The organism is Metabacillus crassostreae, from assembly GCF_016908395.1.
Taxonomy (GTDB): domain Bacteria; phylum Bacillota; class Bacilli; order Bacillales; family Bacillaceae; genus Metabacillus; species Metabacillus crassostreae.
Genome location: NZ_JAFBDU010000006.1, coordinates 239,115 through 253,445, shown reverse-complemented (window position 1 = coordinate 253,445; position 14,331 = coordinate 239,115). Strand labels below are relative to the sequence as shown.

Genomic DNA, 14,331 nt, shown 5'->3' with positions numbered 1-14,331 from the left:
TCAATTCGCTCGACTTGCATGTATTAGGCACGCCGCCAGCGTTCGTCCTGAGCCAGGATCAAACTCTCCAATAAAGTAGTGTTTGACTTGCTCATGTATTACATTTTGTACTATATAGTACGTTTTTGTTAATCGAAATTAACGTTGGCACGCTTGGTTTTGTTTAGTTTTCAAAGATCATTTTGTGTCGTTCCGTTCAGAAGCGACTTTATTAATTTAACATTTCTATAATGACTTGTCAATATCTTTTAAATCATTATAAATATTGTTTATGTCACGTTGTTTTAGCGACGTTTAATACTATAACATGAAGAAAATGTAATAGCAAGTACTTTTTCTTGATTATTTTAATTATCATTTATCTCTTCTATTTTATTCACCTAATCTTAAGGCATACATAGCTATTGAACAACAAAAAAGATGACCAGTTTAGTCACCTATCTAATAGTTCTTATTCAAATGTTCCATTTTTATATTGTTGTTCAAGTTTAAATACTTTCTCATATTCTTCTAATAATCCCTTTTCTTCATACATCTTCATCATTATATTAAAAGCAGCAATACGAGGTGGTTCTATACCAGTATTCATCGCATTTTCAAATAACAATGGAGCTATTTCTATATGAAACTTTGAAAATTCAATACATTTTTCTAGAGAGCCTTCATGTTGTTTACTTAACTTATGGTGCATAACAATAAGCTCCTTATAGCATCTGTGTACAATAAATATATTATTTGTTCTTTTAATGACTTCGTTTAATAGCTTTTCTGCAAGCTCATATTCTTTTGCCTCTGAAGCCCAACTGGCATTACCCAACAAAAATGCATAAACACTCCTTTTTGTTTCGGCATTACTTTTAGGATCATCTAACTCCTCAGATTTTATTCTACCTCCAAATGACCAACTTGTACGATTTCTGATAAAGGCTTTTTCCGCACCTTGTAATGAATGCCAAAATTCATCTAAGTTTAGCTGGTGTATAATTCCTCCATAGTTTTTATCAATTCGCATTTCTTTTACCTTTTGCAAATTTGCTGATCCTTTAAAATTAAAGAGTTTTTTTATCCCCACATTCTCACCTCTTAGGACAATATGTAGGAATTATAAAACGTATTCTTTTTTTCATAAAAAAACCTTTTCTTACTATATATATTCCTTTGAATAATCCTTGCCTAAGTTTTAGTCAATCATGTATAGTAAGAATCAAAAATATAAATACATTTAACCACAAGGGGAGCCATTGGCTGAGATTGGACATTTGTTCTAACCCTTAGAACCTGTTAGTTAGTACTATTGTAGGGATGTGGATGGCCATATGAAGTAGTGTTTGGAACCATCTATTACGTTCCATCACTGCTTTTTTGTGTGCAAAATACTCTTTGTTCTTCTTTGGTTTGATGTAGAAATGGGGATTTTGGAATGCAAGGAAATAAACGGTTATTATTTTTTATCGAGGTAGCAATGTTGTCAGCTTTAGCTTTTCTATTAGATTTGTTATCAGGAGTTATATTAAAATTACCACAGGGTGGTTCAATTTCCTTAGGCATGATTCCGATTTTTATCATTGCGTTTCGGTGGGGAATTAAAGGCGGTCTCTTAACAGGTTTATTGTTAGGTTTTTTACAGGCTGTCCTAAGTAACGCATACATTATTCATCCTGTTCAAGGATTTCTTGATTATTATTTAGCATTTACAGTAGTTGGCTTTAGTGGAATATTCTTTAAAGCAATTCAAAACAGCTTAGCCCAAAACAAAAAGAATGCTAGCATCGTTTATATAACTCTAGGCGTCATACTAGGAAGTGCGTTAAGACTGATCATTCACGTGATTGCTGGTGTTACATTTTTCGCTTCCTACACACCTGAAGGGACACCTGTTCTAGCTTATTCTATTACTTATAATTCTATTTATATGATTCCTACTATGATTGTGTCTGCAATTGTAGTTAGCATATTGCTGTTAGCTGCTCCACGGTTAATACAAAAAAATAAATGAAAAACCAATTTATCATACAAAAAAGATCAACCATTACAGGTTGATCTTTTTTCACATCTTTTTATCAGTTAAATCAGCAACAAGAACGTATCTTTCTGGAGCAGAACCTACAAAATCAAATGGGTAACAGGTTGATAAGGTTAAAGTAGCTTTAGGTTTAGGTACAATCACTGTTCGATCGTCTTTATCTACTATCCTGACCTTTCTGACTTTATAAGTGAAAGTCCCTGATGTAGTTTCAACCGTGAGAAGATCACCTACCCCAACCTCACCTAAACGTCTGAATACTGTATCTCTATGACCAGAGAGCACTGAATTATCTTCTTTTCCTGGTAAAACAGACTGAGCAAAGTGCCCAACCCCTTTTTCTAACTCATCCTCATCTGTACCATGATAAATAGGTAATGAAGCATCTAGCTTTGGAATTATAAGCGTCCCAATTAAATCCCCTTTTTCCAATTGAGAAGAAAGATCAACTTTTCCTTCTCCCTTTGTATCATGTTGCTTGGATACAGCAGCACTCTCTGTTTGATTAACCTTAAACAAAGTGTAACCTTTTAATAACTTAAAAGCATTTGTAGAAGAAACATATAACCCAAGTAAGAATAATAGGATAATAAAAAAGGATAATGTTTTTATCTTTATCTTTTTTTTACTTCCTTTTCTATATTTTCTTGGTTCCATTTATTGTACAGAACCTATTTTCTTTTTAATAATTACGGCAATACCCATTAACAAAATTCCACCCAAAATCCACTCAGGATAATGACCTGCTGTTTTAGGAAGTTTAGCCCCTTTAACTGTTTCCTTTATTTCTGTTTTATTTACAACTATAGAAGCTTCCTTTGTTTCTTTTATATCTTTTCCTGTTTCTTTAATAACATCTGATCCAATCATATCAGGAGTAAACAACACATCTAATAAAAAGCTTCCATCTAAATTAAAAACTTCAATTAATAAGCTAGTCCCTTGTTTCGGATTTTGAAGGTTTAATAGTGCGTTCAAATCAATTGAAGTTTTTACTCCATCACTCACTAAATAATATTTCACATTAACTTGTAGTAAATTTTGAAGTTCATTAAAAACGTTAAATATCTCAGCTATTTGTTCTGAAGATAATTCATCCACACTTTCAAATTCTTCAAACGCAATCATTCGATCCGCTAATTTTAACAATTCATCTTCAAAATTTGGATCGTTTGTAAATAACGGTTCTAAGTGCTCAAACAAACGGTTAACTTCTTCCTCTGTCAAACCAAGCTCTTCAAAAAGCACCATCATTTCATCTGATGCAGCCTCTAGGTCTAATAAGATAATTGATTCAACATCGTAGATATAAACAAATACATCTTCAATAGATTCACCTTCTTCAAGTTCACCATATCCAATTAGAAGGTCTGTTAATTCAGCCTCTGTCATATTATAATCACTTAGCAATTGTTGAAGTGAATCAGCTGTTACCGGCTCACCTACATAATCTACTAATTCTTCTAATGTAACAAAGTCATCAAGCGAGTAGCCATCATATGATAGATAATCTTCTAAATCTTCTATTGTTATTCCAATACTATTAGCATATTCTTCTAACTCAACTTTCTCTATTGCAAATGCAGGAATACTCCCAATAAATAAAATAAAAATAGCAATTAAACTCGAAATAACCTTCTTCAAATACGTCCCCTCCAAAATATGTTAATAAATAGATATTCTTAGAAATTATAATCTTTTAATTTTACAAATAATAGAATTGTAATAATAAAATTTTTACTCTATAATTTATTACCTTTTATTACAAAACTAGCATATATTAGCTTCTTTCTGCATTTACTAATAGAAGAACTAGATTGTATAAAAGCGGAGGAGAAACGATGAGTATATCTTATGCAATTATGTTATTATCACTTTCATTATCAATCTTTCATTTTTCCTATGGATATAAGGAAGCAATTCGAATAAGCAATGAGGAAGGTCCAGTTCAAGGTCTGTCACTTATTTTAAGCATACCATTAGGGTTTACCTTTGCTCATTTATCATCAATTTTTTATCAACAAATTTAACCAGCGCTATGCTTTTGCATAGCGTTTTTTCTATGATTAAGAACTTCTTTTCTAAAAAGTTGTTGTTAGGCAGTAACAATTATTATTAAAACGTACTTTTATAATTCAAGAATTTTTATGATGTTATTTTTTGTGTGAATCCTTCATAGATATCATTTAAAAGAACCTTTAGGAGGATGCTTTGACCATTTTAAAAAAGGTTTGCAAAAAGATCATTCAACTTCTTTGTTACATGATATTTATATTTATGATTTCACTTTTTTTCTATATACTCTTTTCGATTAAGGTTAGTCTTTTTATTAGCTCCTTCTTGATTGCGTGTACATTTGGATTGCTTTGTTATTTAATTTACAGAATGATTCGTTCTAGGGGAAATTTCAAATTTTTATTTTTTAAAGAAATCACAGGTGGACTTTCTGCTTCATTACTAACTTTGATCTCTTTTGTTGTATCCATTTATTTTTTTTCAGTCAATTTGATTATTTCCACCGAGTTTGGCCAAAATCTTACAATTAAAGAAAAATTAGAGTTATACACACTTCCCCTTCAAACAAACAATACATCAACTACAGATTATAATAAGATGAAAAAAGATAAAAAAAGAGCTACCCATAATAATGTAACCATCTATTATCAAAGTCATGAAAAAGAGCTGGTTCCAATTATTAAAGATGTTTTGAATAAAGCTGATCAACTGACAAAAGATCTCTTCGGACCTATAAATGATAATGAAATTGATTTAATACTACATTCTTCAACTGATGAGCTATACGAAAAAACGTCATTAAAGCAAACAATTGGTTATTTTGATGATCCTAACGACATAATCGGTGTCGCAATTACTGATTTACCATCCATCCTTTCAGATGAGATGCCACAGTCATTTTATTTTAGCAGCACAATTATGCATGAATATACTCATTATCGACTTCAAGCTTTTGTAAAAGAACAGGGATTATACGTTTATAGAATTCCCCTTTGGTTTCACGAAGGAGTTGCCGAGTATGTTGGCATGTATAATGTTGATCACAGGTATTTCCCATTTGAAGAAGCTGATTTCAACAAGCTAGTTACACATAATGATTGGGAGAAATTTCGCTTAAATAATTTTGATGTTTACACTCAAAGCTATTATGCGATTCAGTTCATAGTGAATGAGTTCGGGGAATCTATTATTAAAACAATTATTGAGGAAACAGCACAGGTTAATGATTTTGAAAAAGGATTTAGCACTGCAACAGGCTATACAATAGAAGAATTACAAAAATTATATGTGAAAGACGCTGAGAAACAATCATCAAATAAGCCTGCAAACTTTTAGCTAGCAGGCTTCAAAGCTTTTGACGATCGTTTCATTATCTGCTTTTCAAGCAAAAATAACAAAATACCAATCATAATCACAGTGCTTCCTATTATTTGCGTAAGAATTACTTTTTCATCAAGTAAATAGTAGGCTAGAGCAATGGCTCCTACTGGCTCGAATAAAATCATAATTGAAATAGTATTCGTACTTACCCATTTTAATGACCAATTAAATAAAGAATGCCCCAATAATGTAGGTATAATTGCTAGCAATAAGAAATAGTACCAATCAGATATCGGATATGGCGCGAGAGGATATTGTAGTAATAAACAATAAAAAAGCAATGTCATCGAACTTATTCCATATACAATGAATGTGTAAAGACCTAACGAATGACGCTTCCTGATTCCCTGTCCAAACAACAAGTAAGCTGTAATCATTGCACACGCTGCTAACGCCAAAATATCCCCAAGTAAAGCTAGCCCGCTTATTTTAAAATCACCCCAGCTTATGATGACACTTCCACTTATAGCAAGTACTCCACTAAATATTGCTATTTTCGAGACTTTTTCTTTAAAAAATAAATACGTTCCAATAAAGGCAAACAAAGGCTGTAATGTTACAAGAACAACAGAACTTGCAACAGATGTAAAGTTAAGTGATTCGAACCATAAAATAAAATGAAAAGCTAAAAATACCCCAGCAATTATAGAATAAAACCAGTCTTTTTTCGTCATTAGCTTTATTTCTCTTATATTTTTCACAAAAAAGAATGGCGCTATAATTATAGTAGAAAAAAATAAACGATAAAAAGCAATTACAGGTGCCGGTGCTGATGTTAGCTTAACAAATATAGCAGATGTTGAAACTGCAAGAACACCAATTATTAATGCTAACAGTGGATAAAGTCTTGATCTATCCATAATAATTTCCTCCATACGTTTCGATAATACAACTCTGATAGTTTATCACATGCATTCACAAAATAGATTGCGAAATTTGTAGAATAAATATGACAAGAATTGGATTTTCTTTATAGTATAATAGTTACTAGTTAGACAAGCACTTTTAAATGATCATTAATAAATAAGGAGGAAAATAATGATTTTTCAGCTTGAAGAAACCCGGAAAGAGGTAGTAAACACTGTTAAAGATATTCCTGACCACTTATTTAACGAAAAAGAAACAGAGTTTTCATGGAGTGTCGCCCAAGTACTTGATCATTTATTGAAAACAGAGCTAGAGATTACACGAGCAATAGCCTATATGTTAACACTTCCAGAGCAAGATCACCTTCCAGATAAACCACTAGCTTTAACGCTCGATCGCACACAGAAAAGAACAGCACCAGACACAATCTCACCTTCAACCGAAACAATAGAAAAGCAGGACATCTTAGCTTCTCTATCAAAATCTAGAAATCAATTGCTTCAGCTAATTGATTCGATTCCTTCTGAAAAAGACTTAACAACAAGCAGGTTCAAGCATCCATTTTTCAAAGAGTTGTCACTTAAACAATGGATTGAATTTATCGGTTATCACGAGAAACGACATCTCGCTCAAATTATTGACATTAAACAAAATATCACAAATGAAAGCGTTTAATCACAAAGGAGAGAAAGCTAATTGAATATGATAAAAAAGCTAGTAACACTATCACTTCTACTATTGTTAATAGGTATGACGATCACTCCAGCAACTTCAGCAAATGAAGTAGATGAAAAATTAACAATCGTTTCATTAGGTGATTCTATCACGATGGGATGGGGTATCGATAATCAAGACCCTAATACTATTACACAGTCACCATCTGCATTTCCATTCTTAATTGGCAACAGTCATAATGAAGTATTAAATGTGAGTTATCCTGGGTGGACTTCTTTAGATTTATTAAATGCGGTTTCTCATGGAAACGCTAAAGAAAAACTACAACAAGCTGATGTAGTAACGCTAAATATTGGGGCAAATGATTTGCTACAAGCTATTAATTTACAAGAGCTCATAAAATCTGGCAAGTCTTTATCAGATCCTGCTGTTGTTACTGAAATTAAAGCTAATGTAGCAGCTGCCACTGGACAAATTACAAATAGCCTCTCTCTAATTATTAACGTAATTAAACAAGAAACAGATGCACCAATTTTGTTGTATTCTTTATATAATCCATTCGGACCTGATACTACTGATCCACAGTCAATCTCTTCACAACTGCATTTAGTAGGAAATTCAATAACAGAATCAGTGAATACATATGTTTATAACCCTATGGCAAATAACACTGGTTCACATTATTTAGATTCTTACTCAGCATACGACGGTAAACAAGCAGAATATATTATTCCTGGAGATATACACCCGAACAAAGTGGGACAACAGATTTTAGCAGATCTTGCAACAGCAAAGCTATTAGACTTATTTCCATCAGTAAATATTGTTGCATCATACCCTTCTGAAGAACAAACTTCAGATTCAGTGCAGATCACAATCGAGGAAATTGAACATTTAATTCACTTAAAATGGCTACCAGGCGAAAAAAGTGTAGATAGCTTTCTAGAAGAAGGAAATTTGATCACTGGAAATACCTTTGAAGTAACGAAAAATGGAACATACTCAATTTACGCAAAAACAGCGCTATCTGAAGCTGTGATTACACTTGAAGTTAAGAACATTGTTCCTAAAGTTGAAGAGCCTGTTGAAGAGGAACCAGATGAAGAAGAGCCTCCTGTTACAAAACCGGTTGAAAAGCCAAAAGCTGAGGTTGCACCTCCAAAGAATGAGGGAACAAAACCTATTCAACCAAAAGAAACAGTTAAGGTAAAGATTAAAAAACCAAAACAAACGGTTGTTAAAAGTGGACACGCCTTACCTAACACAGCTACAAATATGTACAGCTTTTTAGTTGCTGGAATGTGTTTAGTAGGAGTTGGTGGTGGAGTTTTTATCACTCAACGAAAACGCAAAATAAAATCAAGTAAAATAGAATAGTAAGTATGAGATAAGAAAAGAGGCCGATAATGTAATCCAGCCTCTTTCTTCTTATTCTTTATGATAATGTTTGTCTTTATGAAATCTACCTTTATGCATGCCAAAATGAAAGTCATTTTCACCATCAAAAGGAAATAGCTTTTGTTTTTTTGCTTCCTCTGCATGATTTTCAAAAATTTCATGCATGATCTCCCTGGTAGATAAATCAGTAACATCCATTCCTAATTTCTCAGCCGTTTGTCTAACCTTTTTATCTCTAACTGCTATGGCTATCTCTTTTAGATCTTTTCCAACCGTCTCAATGCCTAATTCCTGTGCATCTTTCATCACACTTTCTTCAAAAACTTCTTTTGATAATTCTTCTATATTTTTACCTTCTGTATTAATGCTTAATTCTTTTGCTTTTTTTATAACAAGTGTTTCATACACTTCTTTTGCTAAAGCATCAACACCTTTTCCATCTGCTTTAATTCCAAGCTGCTTTGCTTTTTCAATGACAATTTTTTCATGAATTTCTTTTGAAAGCTGTTTTTTATTTTTGCCCTCTGTGTCTATACCTAGCTCTTCTGCTCTTTTCTGGAGAAATTCCAGCTTCATTCCGTGATCTTTATCATGATTATGCACTTCTTCACTATCTTGCTTCAGCTCTGTTTGTGGTGCTTCTTCAGCTGCAAATGCAGATTCCACACTAATAAACCCAAATGTTAACGCACTCACCATTAGGAATGGAACAAACTTCTTCTTCATTTAATGACCTCCTTCATTTTTTGAACCAAATATGTAAACCTTACTGCATATTTGTAGACTTCCTTAGATTGTCCAAAGTTATGAATAAATTGTTAACAAACTGTTGTGTATTTGTGAAAATTCATAGAAGAATTATGTGTCGACTACAAATAACATATATAATGAACATTAGATAAACTAGACTTTAATTAGGGTTCATGATCAATAAGGAGTGACTAACATGAAAACGGCTGTTGTTATAGGAGGAGGAATTACCGGCCTAACAACTATGCATTATTTACAAAAATACGCTCAGAGTGAAAAGCTCGACTTGAATTTAGTGCTAGTAGAGGAAAGTAATCAACTGGGCGGTAAAATCAAAACCCATAAACATGATGAATTTATTATGGAAACTGGTGCTGATTCAATAGTTGCTAGAAATGAAGGTGTACTACCTTTAATAGAAGATTTACATTTAGAAAATGAAGTTGTTTATAATGAGACAGGAATTTCTTATATCTATACAGACAACAAGCTAAAACCAATTCCTGCAGATACAGTGTTCGGTATACCAACTAGTGTAAAGTCTTTATTTAGCAGTACATTAATTTCTCCTAAAGGAAAAGTAACAGCTTTAAAAGACTTTTTCACTAAAAATCAGCACTACACAAAAGAAAGTTCTGTTGGTGAGTTTTTAGAAAGCTTTTTAGGTAAAGAAATTGTGGAAAAGCAAATTTCTCCCGTGCTTTCAGGCGTATATTCTGGCAGCCTCAATAAACTAACAATGTCATCAACACTTCCTTATTTAGTAGATTATAAAAACGAATATGGCAGTATTATTCGTGGCATGTCATATAACAAGAAAAAATTCCAATCAGCAAATAATAAAAAGTTTCTTTCTTTTAAAAATGGACTATCTTGTATGATTGACACTATAGAAAATCAATTAACATCAGCAACAATATTAAAGGGTGTGAAAACCTTAGACATAAGCAAGAAAAATGATCGTTACGAAATTAGCATTGAAAATTCTTCACCCATTTCTGCTGATTATGTTGTATTATCAACACCTCATAATGTGACACAGCAGTTATTAAATAGCCATGAGCTTGATACTGAATTTAATAAATTAAAAAACTCATCATTGATTAGTATTTACCTTGGTTTCCAAATACCTGACAAAGAGCTTCCGGCTAATGGAACAGGCTTTATCGTCACGGAAAACAGTGATTTACATTGTGATGCATGTACTTGGACAAGTAAAAAATGGGCTCATACGTCAGAAAAACAAAATCTTTTGGTACGACTTTTTTATAAAGCTTCAAATCCTTCTTATAAGAAGATAAAGGATTTGTCTGAAGAAGAGCTTGTAAAGGTGGCATTACAGGATATCGAAAAAAGCCTTAAATTAAATGTTACACCAACATCGGTAAAGGTAACAAACTGGCGTGACTTAATGCCAAATTACCATCTTGAGCATAGTAAAGCAGTCACAGCTTTGAATGAGAAACTAACCAGTCTTTATCCTAACACCTACTTAGCTGGTGCTTCTTATTTCGGAGTTGGGATTGGCGCTTGTATTAAAAACGGGAAAGAAACTGCTGAAAAAATTATAAATTCGCTGAAATAAAAAAAAGCAGTTTCCAATCTATTGAAGATTGAAACTGCTTTTTTTCTTATGAAGCTGACTCACTTTGTGAAAATTGACTTTTATATAAATCAGCATAAAATCCATTAAGGCTTAATAATTCCTCATGTGAGCCTTTTTCAATGATGTCTCCATCCTTCATTACAAGAATAAGATCGGCATCACGAATTGTTGATAAACGATGGGCAATAACAAAGCTTGTTCTTCCTTCTAAAAGCTCTGTCATTGCTTTTTGTATTTTCATTTCTGTTCTTGTATCAACACTGCTTGTTGCTTCATCAAGAAGAAGGATTTTCGGCTTAGCAATAATAGCCCTTGCAATTGTGAGTAGCTGACGTTGCCCTTGAGAAAGATTTGTTGCATCTTCACCAAGTACAGTTTCATATCCATCTGGAAGAGTACGAATAAAGTCATCAGCATAGGCATTTTTCGCCGCATGCTCGATATCTGTTTCTGTTGCTCCTTCATTTCCATATGCGATATTTTCTCGTATTGTTCCATTAAAAAGCCATGTGTCTTGTAAAACCATTGCGTAAAGACTGCGAACCTGCTCTTTACTCATATCTGTTAAGCTAACTCCATCAATTTTGATGCTACCTTGATTCAATTCATAAAATCTCATTAACAAATTGACAATCGTTGTTTTCCCTGCACCTGTAGGTCCAACAATGGCAACCGTTTGACCTTCCTTCACTTCAAGACTAACATCATTGATGATTGGCTTATTTGGTTCATAGCCAAATTTAACGTGTTCAAAGGTAACATGACCCTTAAGCGAATTTGTCTTAACAGACGTATCTTTTTCTTGAATTTCTTCTTCTTCATCCAATAATGTGAAAACACGTTCAGCAGAAGCTATTGCTACTTGAATCATATTTGCGATTCCAGCTGCCTGTGCTAATGGTTGTGAAATTTGTTGTGTATATTGAATAAACGCTTGAACATCACCAACACGAATACTACCATTTAAAACAAGTAAACCGCCTGAAATGGAGACGATAATAAACCCTAGGTTTCCTACAAATCCCATTAGCGGCATCATTAATCCTGATATAAACTGCGCTCTCCAGCTTGACTGATATAATCGATCGTTAATTTCATCAAACTCTGATATTGATTTCTTTTCATGTCCAAAAGCCTTTACAACCTGGTGACCAGTAAACATTTCTTCTATATGACCATTAATTGTTCCAAGCTCTTCCTGCTGTTTGACGAAATGCTTTTGCGAGAACTTTGTAATAAAACTCGCAACCATTAAGCTAAGTGGAATGGTCACTAATACAACCAATGTTAACAATGGACTAATAACCAGCATCATTATGATAATTCCGATAATCGAGATCACCGAGTTAATAATTTGAGTAAGAGCTTGCTGTAATGATGTATTAATATTATCAATATCATTTACTGCTCTACTTAATAAGTCACCGTGTGAATGTTGATCAAAATAACGAAGTGGTAATCGTGATAGCTTTTCATTTACTTCTTTACGAAGCTGTGCAACTGTTCGTTGAGCAATTCCAGCCATGATATATTGTTGTATATAAGAAAACAATGATGAAAGAATATATAAACCAATTAATAGTAAAAGAATTCTTGAGATAAAATCAAAATCAATTGAGCTACCAGATGTAAAGCTTTCAAAAATAGAAGATGTTGCATCTCCTAATAGCTTTGGACTAATGACATTAAATAATGTTGATAAAATTGCTGCTAATGTAACTAGGATCATACTGTTTTTCCATGGTTTTAAATAACTTAAAAGTCTTTTAAAAGCTTTCTTAAAATCTTTAGGTTTTTCAACTGTCATTCCCTGACCATGTCTCATCATTGGGCCTGATCTTTTTTCACTCATGCGCCCACCTCCCCATTTTGCTGAGAAGCAACAATTTCCTGGTAGATGATATTATCATTTAATAGCTCTGCATGTGTTCCTATTCCAGCAATTTTCCCGTCATTTAACACAATAATCTTTTCTGCATCTTTCACCGTATTTACTCTTTGTGCAACAACAAGAATCGTTGCATTAGCTGTTTCTTGTTTTAATGCATCACGTAATTTACGATCTGTTTGATAATCTAGTGCAGAAAAGCTGTCATCAAAAAGATAAATTTTCGGCTTTCTTACGAGTGAACGCGCAATGGATAAACGTTGTTTTTGACCACCGGAAAGATTAGAGCCAGCTTGCTCTAGCATGCTATCCATCCCTTTTTCTCTTTTTTCAACAAAATCAAGCGCCTGAGCCGTTTTTAGTGCTGCAAGTATTTCTGCCTCATCCGCTTGATCGTTTCCATAGCGCATATTTTCAGCAATGGTCCCACTAAATAATGTCGCCTTTTGTGGGACATAACCTATTTTTCCTCGAAGTGTACTCTGAAGCATATTCTGGATATTCACTCCATCAATCGAGATCGATCCACTTTCCACATCATAAAAACGGGGAATCAATTGAAGAAGTGTTGATTTACCAGCACCAGTACTACCAATGATAGCAGTTGTTTCACCTGGCTTTGCTACAAAGGAAATATCCTCAAGAACAGGTTTTTCCGCCCCTTCATAACGAAATGTCACTGAATTAAACTCAATGAGACCTGCTCCGCCCTCTGCAACTTCTTCATTTATCGGATCTTTTATCAAAGGTTTCGTCAATAAAACCTCATTTAAACGTTTTGCGGAAACTTGTGCTCGAGGAATCATAATAAACGCCATTGAAAGCATGATTAATGACATTAAAATCATCGCTGCGTATTGAATGAAAGCCAATAAGTTACCAACCTGCATATCACCTTGTTCAATGCGGATCGCACCAAACCAAACAATCGCGATATTTGTAAAGTTCATAATAATAAGCATAATTGGAAACATAAATGCCATTAACTTCCCAACTTTAATACCAGTATCACGAAAATCCTCATTTGCTATGTTGAAACGATTTTTTTCATAATCAACTCGGTTAAAGGCTCTTACCACACGGACCCCTGTTAATGCCTCTCTAAGAATGAGTGTTAAGCGATCTGTTTTTTTCTGTAACGAAGAAAAAAGCGGAATTGCTTTTCGAGCAACAAAAAAAATCACAATTGCTAAAACAGGTAAAGCCGCAAGAAAGATAAGTGATAGATATCGATCTCGTGATACCGCAAGCAAAACTCCTCCAACTAACATTAAAGGAGCTCTTGTCATCATACGCTGCATCATATTAATCACATCTTGAACAACCTTTACATCATTTGTTGTTCTTGTAATAAGTGATGCTGAGCCAAATTTTTCATACTCCTGTAGTGAAAAATGCTCTACATGCACGAAAATTCTTCTTCTCATATCTCTTCCAAAACCTAATGAAACTTTTGAAGCAAAATAACTAACTCCTACCATTAATACGATCGCCATAAATGAACACAAAAGCATCAAGGCCCCTGTTCTTAAAATAAAGGGAACATCTTGATTCACAATACCAATGTCTACAATTTCAGCCATTAATGTTGGCAAATACAATTCAAATAAAATCGCCGCTAACGAGAAAACCAAAACTAGGATAAGCTTTGTTCGATATGGTTTAAGATGTTTTAGCATTTCTATCATTTTTTCACCTTCTTATATTCATTTTCACTTTTATCATTAT

Annotated in this window: 13 protein-coding genes, 1 rRNA gene and 1 riboswitch; of the genes, 6 read left to right on the top strand and 8 right to left on the bottom strand. The window is 33.4% G+C overall.

All coding sequences use genetic code 11. The features are described 5' to 3' along the window. A 16S ribosomal RNA gene (locus JOC75_RS17720) occupies positions 1–74 on the bottom strand; the annotation flags it as partial. Between the two features lie 377 nt (positions 75–451). Beyond that, positions 452–1,072: a hypothetical protein gene (locus JOC75_RS17715; protein WP_204955327.1), complete on the bottom strand. Its 621-nt coding sequence runs from the start codon at positions 1,070–1,072 to the stop codon at positions 452–454. A gap of 149 nt (positions 1,073–1,221) precedes the next feature. After that, a riboswitch (TPP riboswitch) is annotated at positions 1,222–1,320 on the top strand. A gap of 100 nt (positions 1,321–1,420) precedes the next feature. On the opposite strand from JOC75_RS17715, the gene thiT reads away from it, so the two are divergent. After that, positions 1,421–1,996 (top strand): energy-coupled thiamine transporter ThiT, encoded by a 576-nt coding sequence (gene thiT / locus JOC75_RS17710; RefSeq protein ID WP_204955325.1) that lies wholly within the window; start codon positions 1,421–1,423, stop codon positions 1,994–1,996. 51 nt (positions 1,997–2,047) lie between these two features. Here the strand turns inward: thiT and JOC75_RS17705 are convergent, their stop codons facing one another. Further along, the gene (locus tag JOC75_RS17705; protein ID WP_204955324.1) at positions 2,048–2,680 is read right to left on the bottom strand and encodes a class D sortase; all 633 of its coding nucleotides are present in this window, start codon (positions 2,678–2,680) and stop codon (positions 2,048–2,050) included. Continuing rightward, complete coding sequence (locus JOC75_RS17700; protein ID WP_204955323.1) at positions 2,681–3,667, bottom strand: processed acidic surface protein; 987 nt, start codon at positions 3,665–3,667, stop codon at positions 2,681–2,683. It lies immediately after the preceding gene. A 197-nt stretch (positions 3,668–3,864) separates the two neighbouring features. Here JOC75_RS17700 and JOC75_RS17695 point away from each other — a divergent pair, with 197 nt between their 5' ends. Next, on the top strand, positions 3,865–4,053 hold the full coding sequence (locus JOC75_RS17695; RefSeq protein ID WP_204955321.1) for a hypothetical protein: 189 nt from the start codon (positions 3,865–3,867) through the stop codon (positions 4,051–4,053). A gap of 583 nt (positions 4,054–4,636) precedes the next feature. Continuing rightward, complete coding sequence (locus JOC75_RS17690; RefSeq protein WP_204955320.1) at positions 4,637–5,374, top strand: peptidase MA family metallohydrolase; 738 nt, start codon at positions 4,637–4,639, stop codon at positions 5,372–5,374. Here the strand turns inward: JOC75_RS17690 and JOC75_RS17685 are convergent. Then, positions 5,371–6,279, bottom strand: a complete 909-nt coding sequence (locus JOC75_RS17685) for a DMT family transporter (RefSeq protein ID WP_204955319.1) — start codon at positions 6,277–6,279, stop codon at positions 5,371–5,373. The two genes, JOC75_RS17690 and JOC75_RS17685, sit on opposite strands and share 4 nt — an antisense overlap. 178 nt (positions 6,280–6,457) lie before the next feature. On the opposite strand from JOC75_RS17685, the gene JOC75_RS17680 reads away from it, so the two are divergent. Both JOC75_RS17680 and JOC75_RS17675 read left to right on the top strand, forming a co-directional pair. Then, positions 6,458–6,961: a DinB family protein gene (locus tag JOC75_RS17680; protein ID WP_204955318.1), complete on the top strand. Its 504-nt coding sequence runs from the start codon at positions 6,458–6,460 to the stop codon at positions 6,959–6,961. A 27-nt stretch (positions 6,962–6,988) separates the two neighbouring features. Further along, a complete protein-coding gene (locus JOC75_RS17675) occupies positions 6,989–8,338 on the top strand; it encodes an SGNH/GDSL hydrolase family protein (RefSeq protein ID WP_239589560.1) in 1,350 nt (449 codons plus the stop codon). A gap of 51 nt (positions 8,339–8,389) precedes the next feature. Here the strand turns inward: JOC75_RS17675 and JOC75_RS17670 are convergent, their stop codons facing one another. After that, positions 8,390–9,085 carry a hypothetical protein gene (locus tag JOC75_RS17670; RefSeq protein WP_204955315.1) on the bottom strand — a complete coding sequence of 232 codons (696 nt, stop codon included), beginning with the start codon at positions 9,083–9,085 and terminating at the stop codon, positions 8,390–8,392. 220 nt (positions 9,086–9,305) lie between these two features. On the opposite strand from JOC75_RS17670, the gene JOC75_RS17665 reads away from it, so the two are divergent. After that, positions 9,306–10,694, top strand: a complete 1,389-nt coding sequence (locus tag JOC75_RS17665) for a protoporphyrinogen oxidase (RefSeq protein ID WP_204955314.1) — start codon at positions 9,306–9,308, stop codon at positions 10,692–10,694. Positions 10,695–10,740: 46 nt separating this feature from the next. Here JOC75_RS17665 and JOC75_RS17660 read toward each other — a convergent pair whose 3' ends face one another. Both JOC75_RS17660 and JOC75_RS17655 read right to left on the bottom strand, forming a co-directional pair. After that, on the bottom strand, positions 10,741–12,567 hold the full coding sequence (locus JOC75_RS17660) for an ABC transporter ATP-binding protein (RefSeq protein WP_204955313.1): 1,827 nt from the start codon (positions 12,565–12,567) through the stop codon (positions 10,741–10,743). Further along, complete coding sequence (locus tag JOC75_RS17655; RefSeq protein ID WP_204955311.1) at positions 12,564–14,291, bottom strand: ABC transporter ATP-binding protein; 1,728 nt, start codon at positions 14,289–14,291, stop codon at positions 12,564–12,566. The genes JOC75_RS17660 and JOC75_RS17655 overlap by 4 nt, the downstream gene beginning before the upstream one ends. Positions 14,292–14,331: the final 40 nt, after the last annotated feature.

Coding starts and splice junctions, on each gene's coding strand:
- thiT (WP_204955325.1), top strand. CDS start 1,421: ATGCAAGGAAATAAACGGTTATTATTTTTTATCGAGGTAGCAATGTTG.
- JOC75_RS17705 (WP_204955324.1), bottom strand. CDS start 2,680: ATGGAACCAAGAAAATATAGAAAAGGAAGTAAAAAAAAGATAAAGATA.
- JOC75_RS17695 (WP_204955321.1), top strand. CDS start 3,865: ATGAGTATATCTTATGCAATTATGTTATTATCACTTTCATTATCAATC.
- JOC75_RS17690 (WP_204955320.1), top strand. CDS start 4,637: ATGAAAAAAGATAAAAAAAGAGCTACCCATAATAATGTAACCATCTAT.
- JOC75_RS17685 (WP_204955319.1), bottom strand. CDS start 6,279: ATGGATAGATCAAGACTTTATCCACTGTTAGCATTAATAATTGGTGTT.
- JOC75_RS17680 (WP_204955318.1), top strand. CDS start 6,458: ATGATTTTTCAGCTTGAAGAAACCCGGAAAGAGGTAGTAAACACTGTT.
- JOC75_RS17675 (WP_239589560.1), top strand. CDS start 6,989: ATGATAAAAAAGCTAGTAACACTATCACTTCTACTATTGTTAATAGGT.
- JOC75_RS17670 (WP_204955315.1), bottom strand. CDS start 9,085: ATGAAGAAGAAGTTTGTTCCATTCCTAATGGTGAGTGCGTTAACATTT.
- JOC75_RS17665 (WP_204955314.1), top strand. CDS start 9,306: ATGAAAACGGCTGTTGTTATAGGAGGAGGAATTACCGGCCTAACAACT.
- JOC75_RS17660 (WP_204955313.1), bottom strand. CDS start 12,567: ATGAGTGAAAAAAGATCAGGCCCAATGATGAGACATGGTCAGGGAATG.
- JOC75_RS17655 (WP_204955311.1), bottom strand. CDS start 14,291: ATGATAGAAATGCTAAAACATCTTAAACCATATCGAACAAAGCTTATC.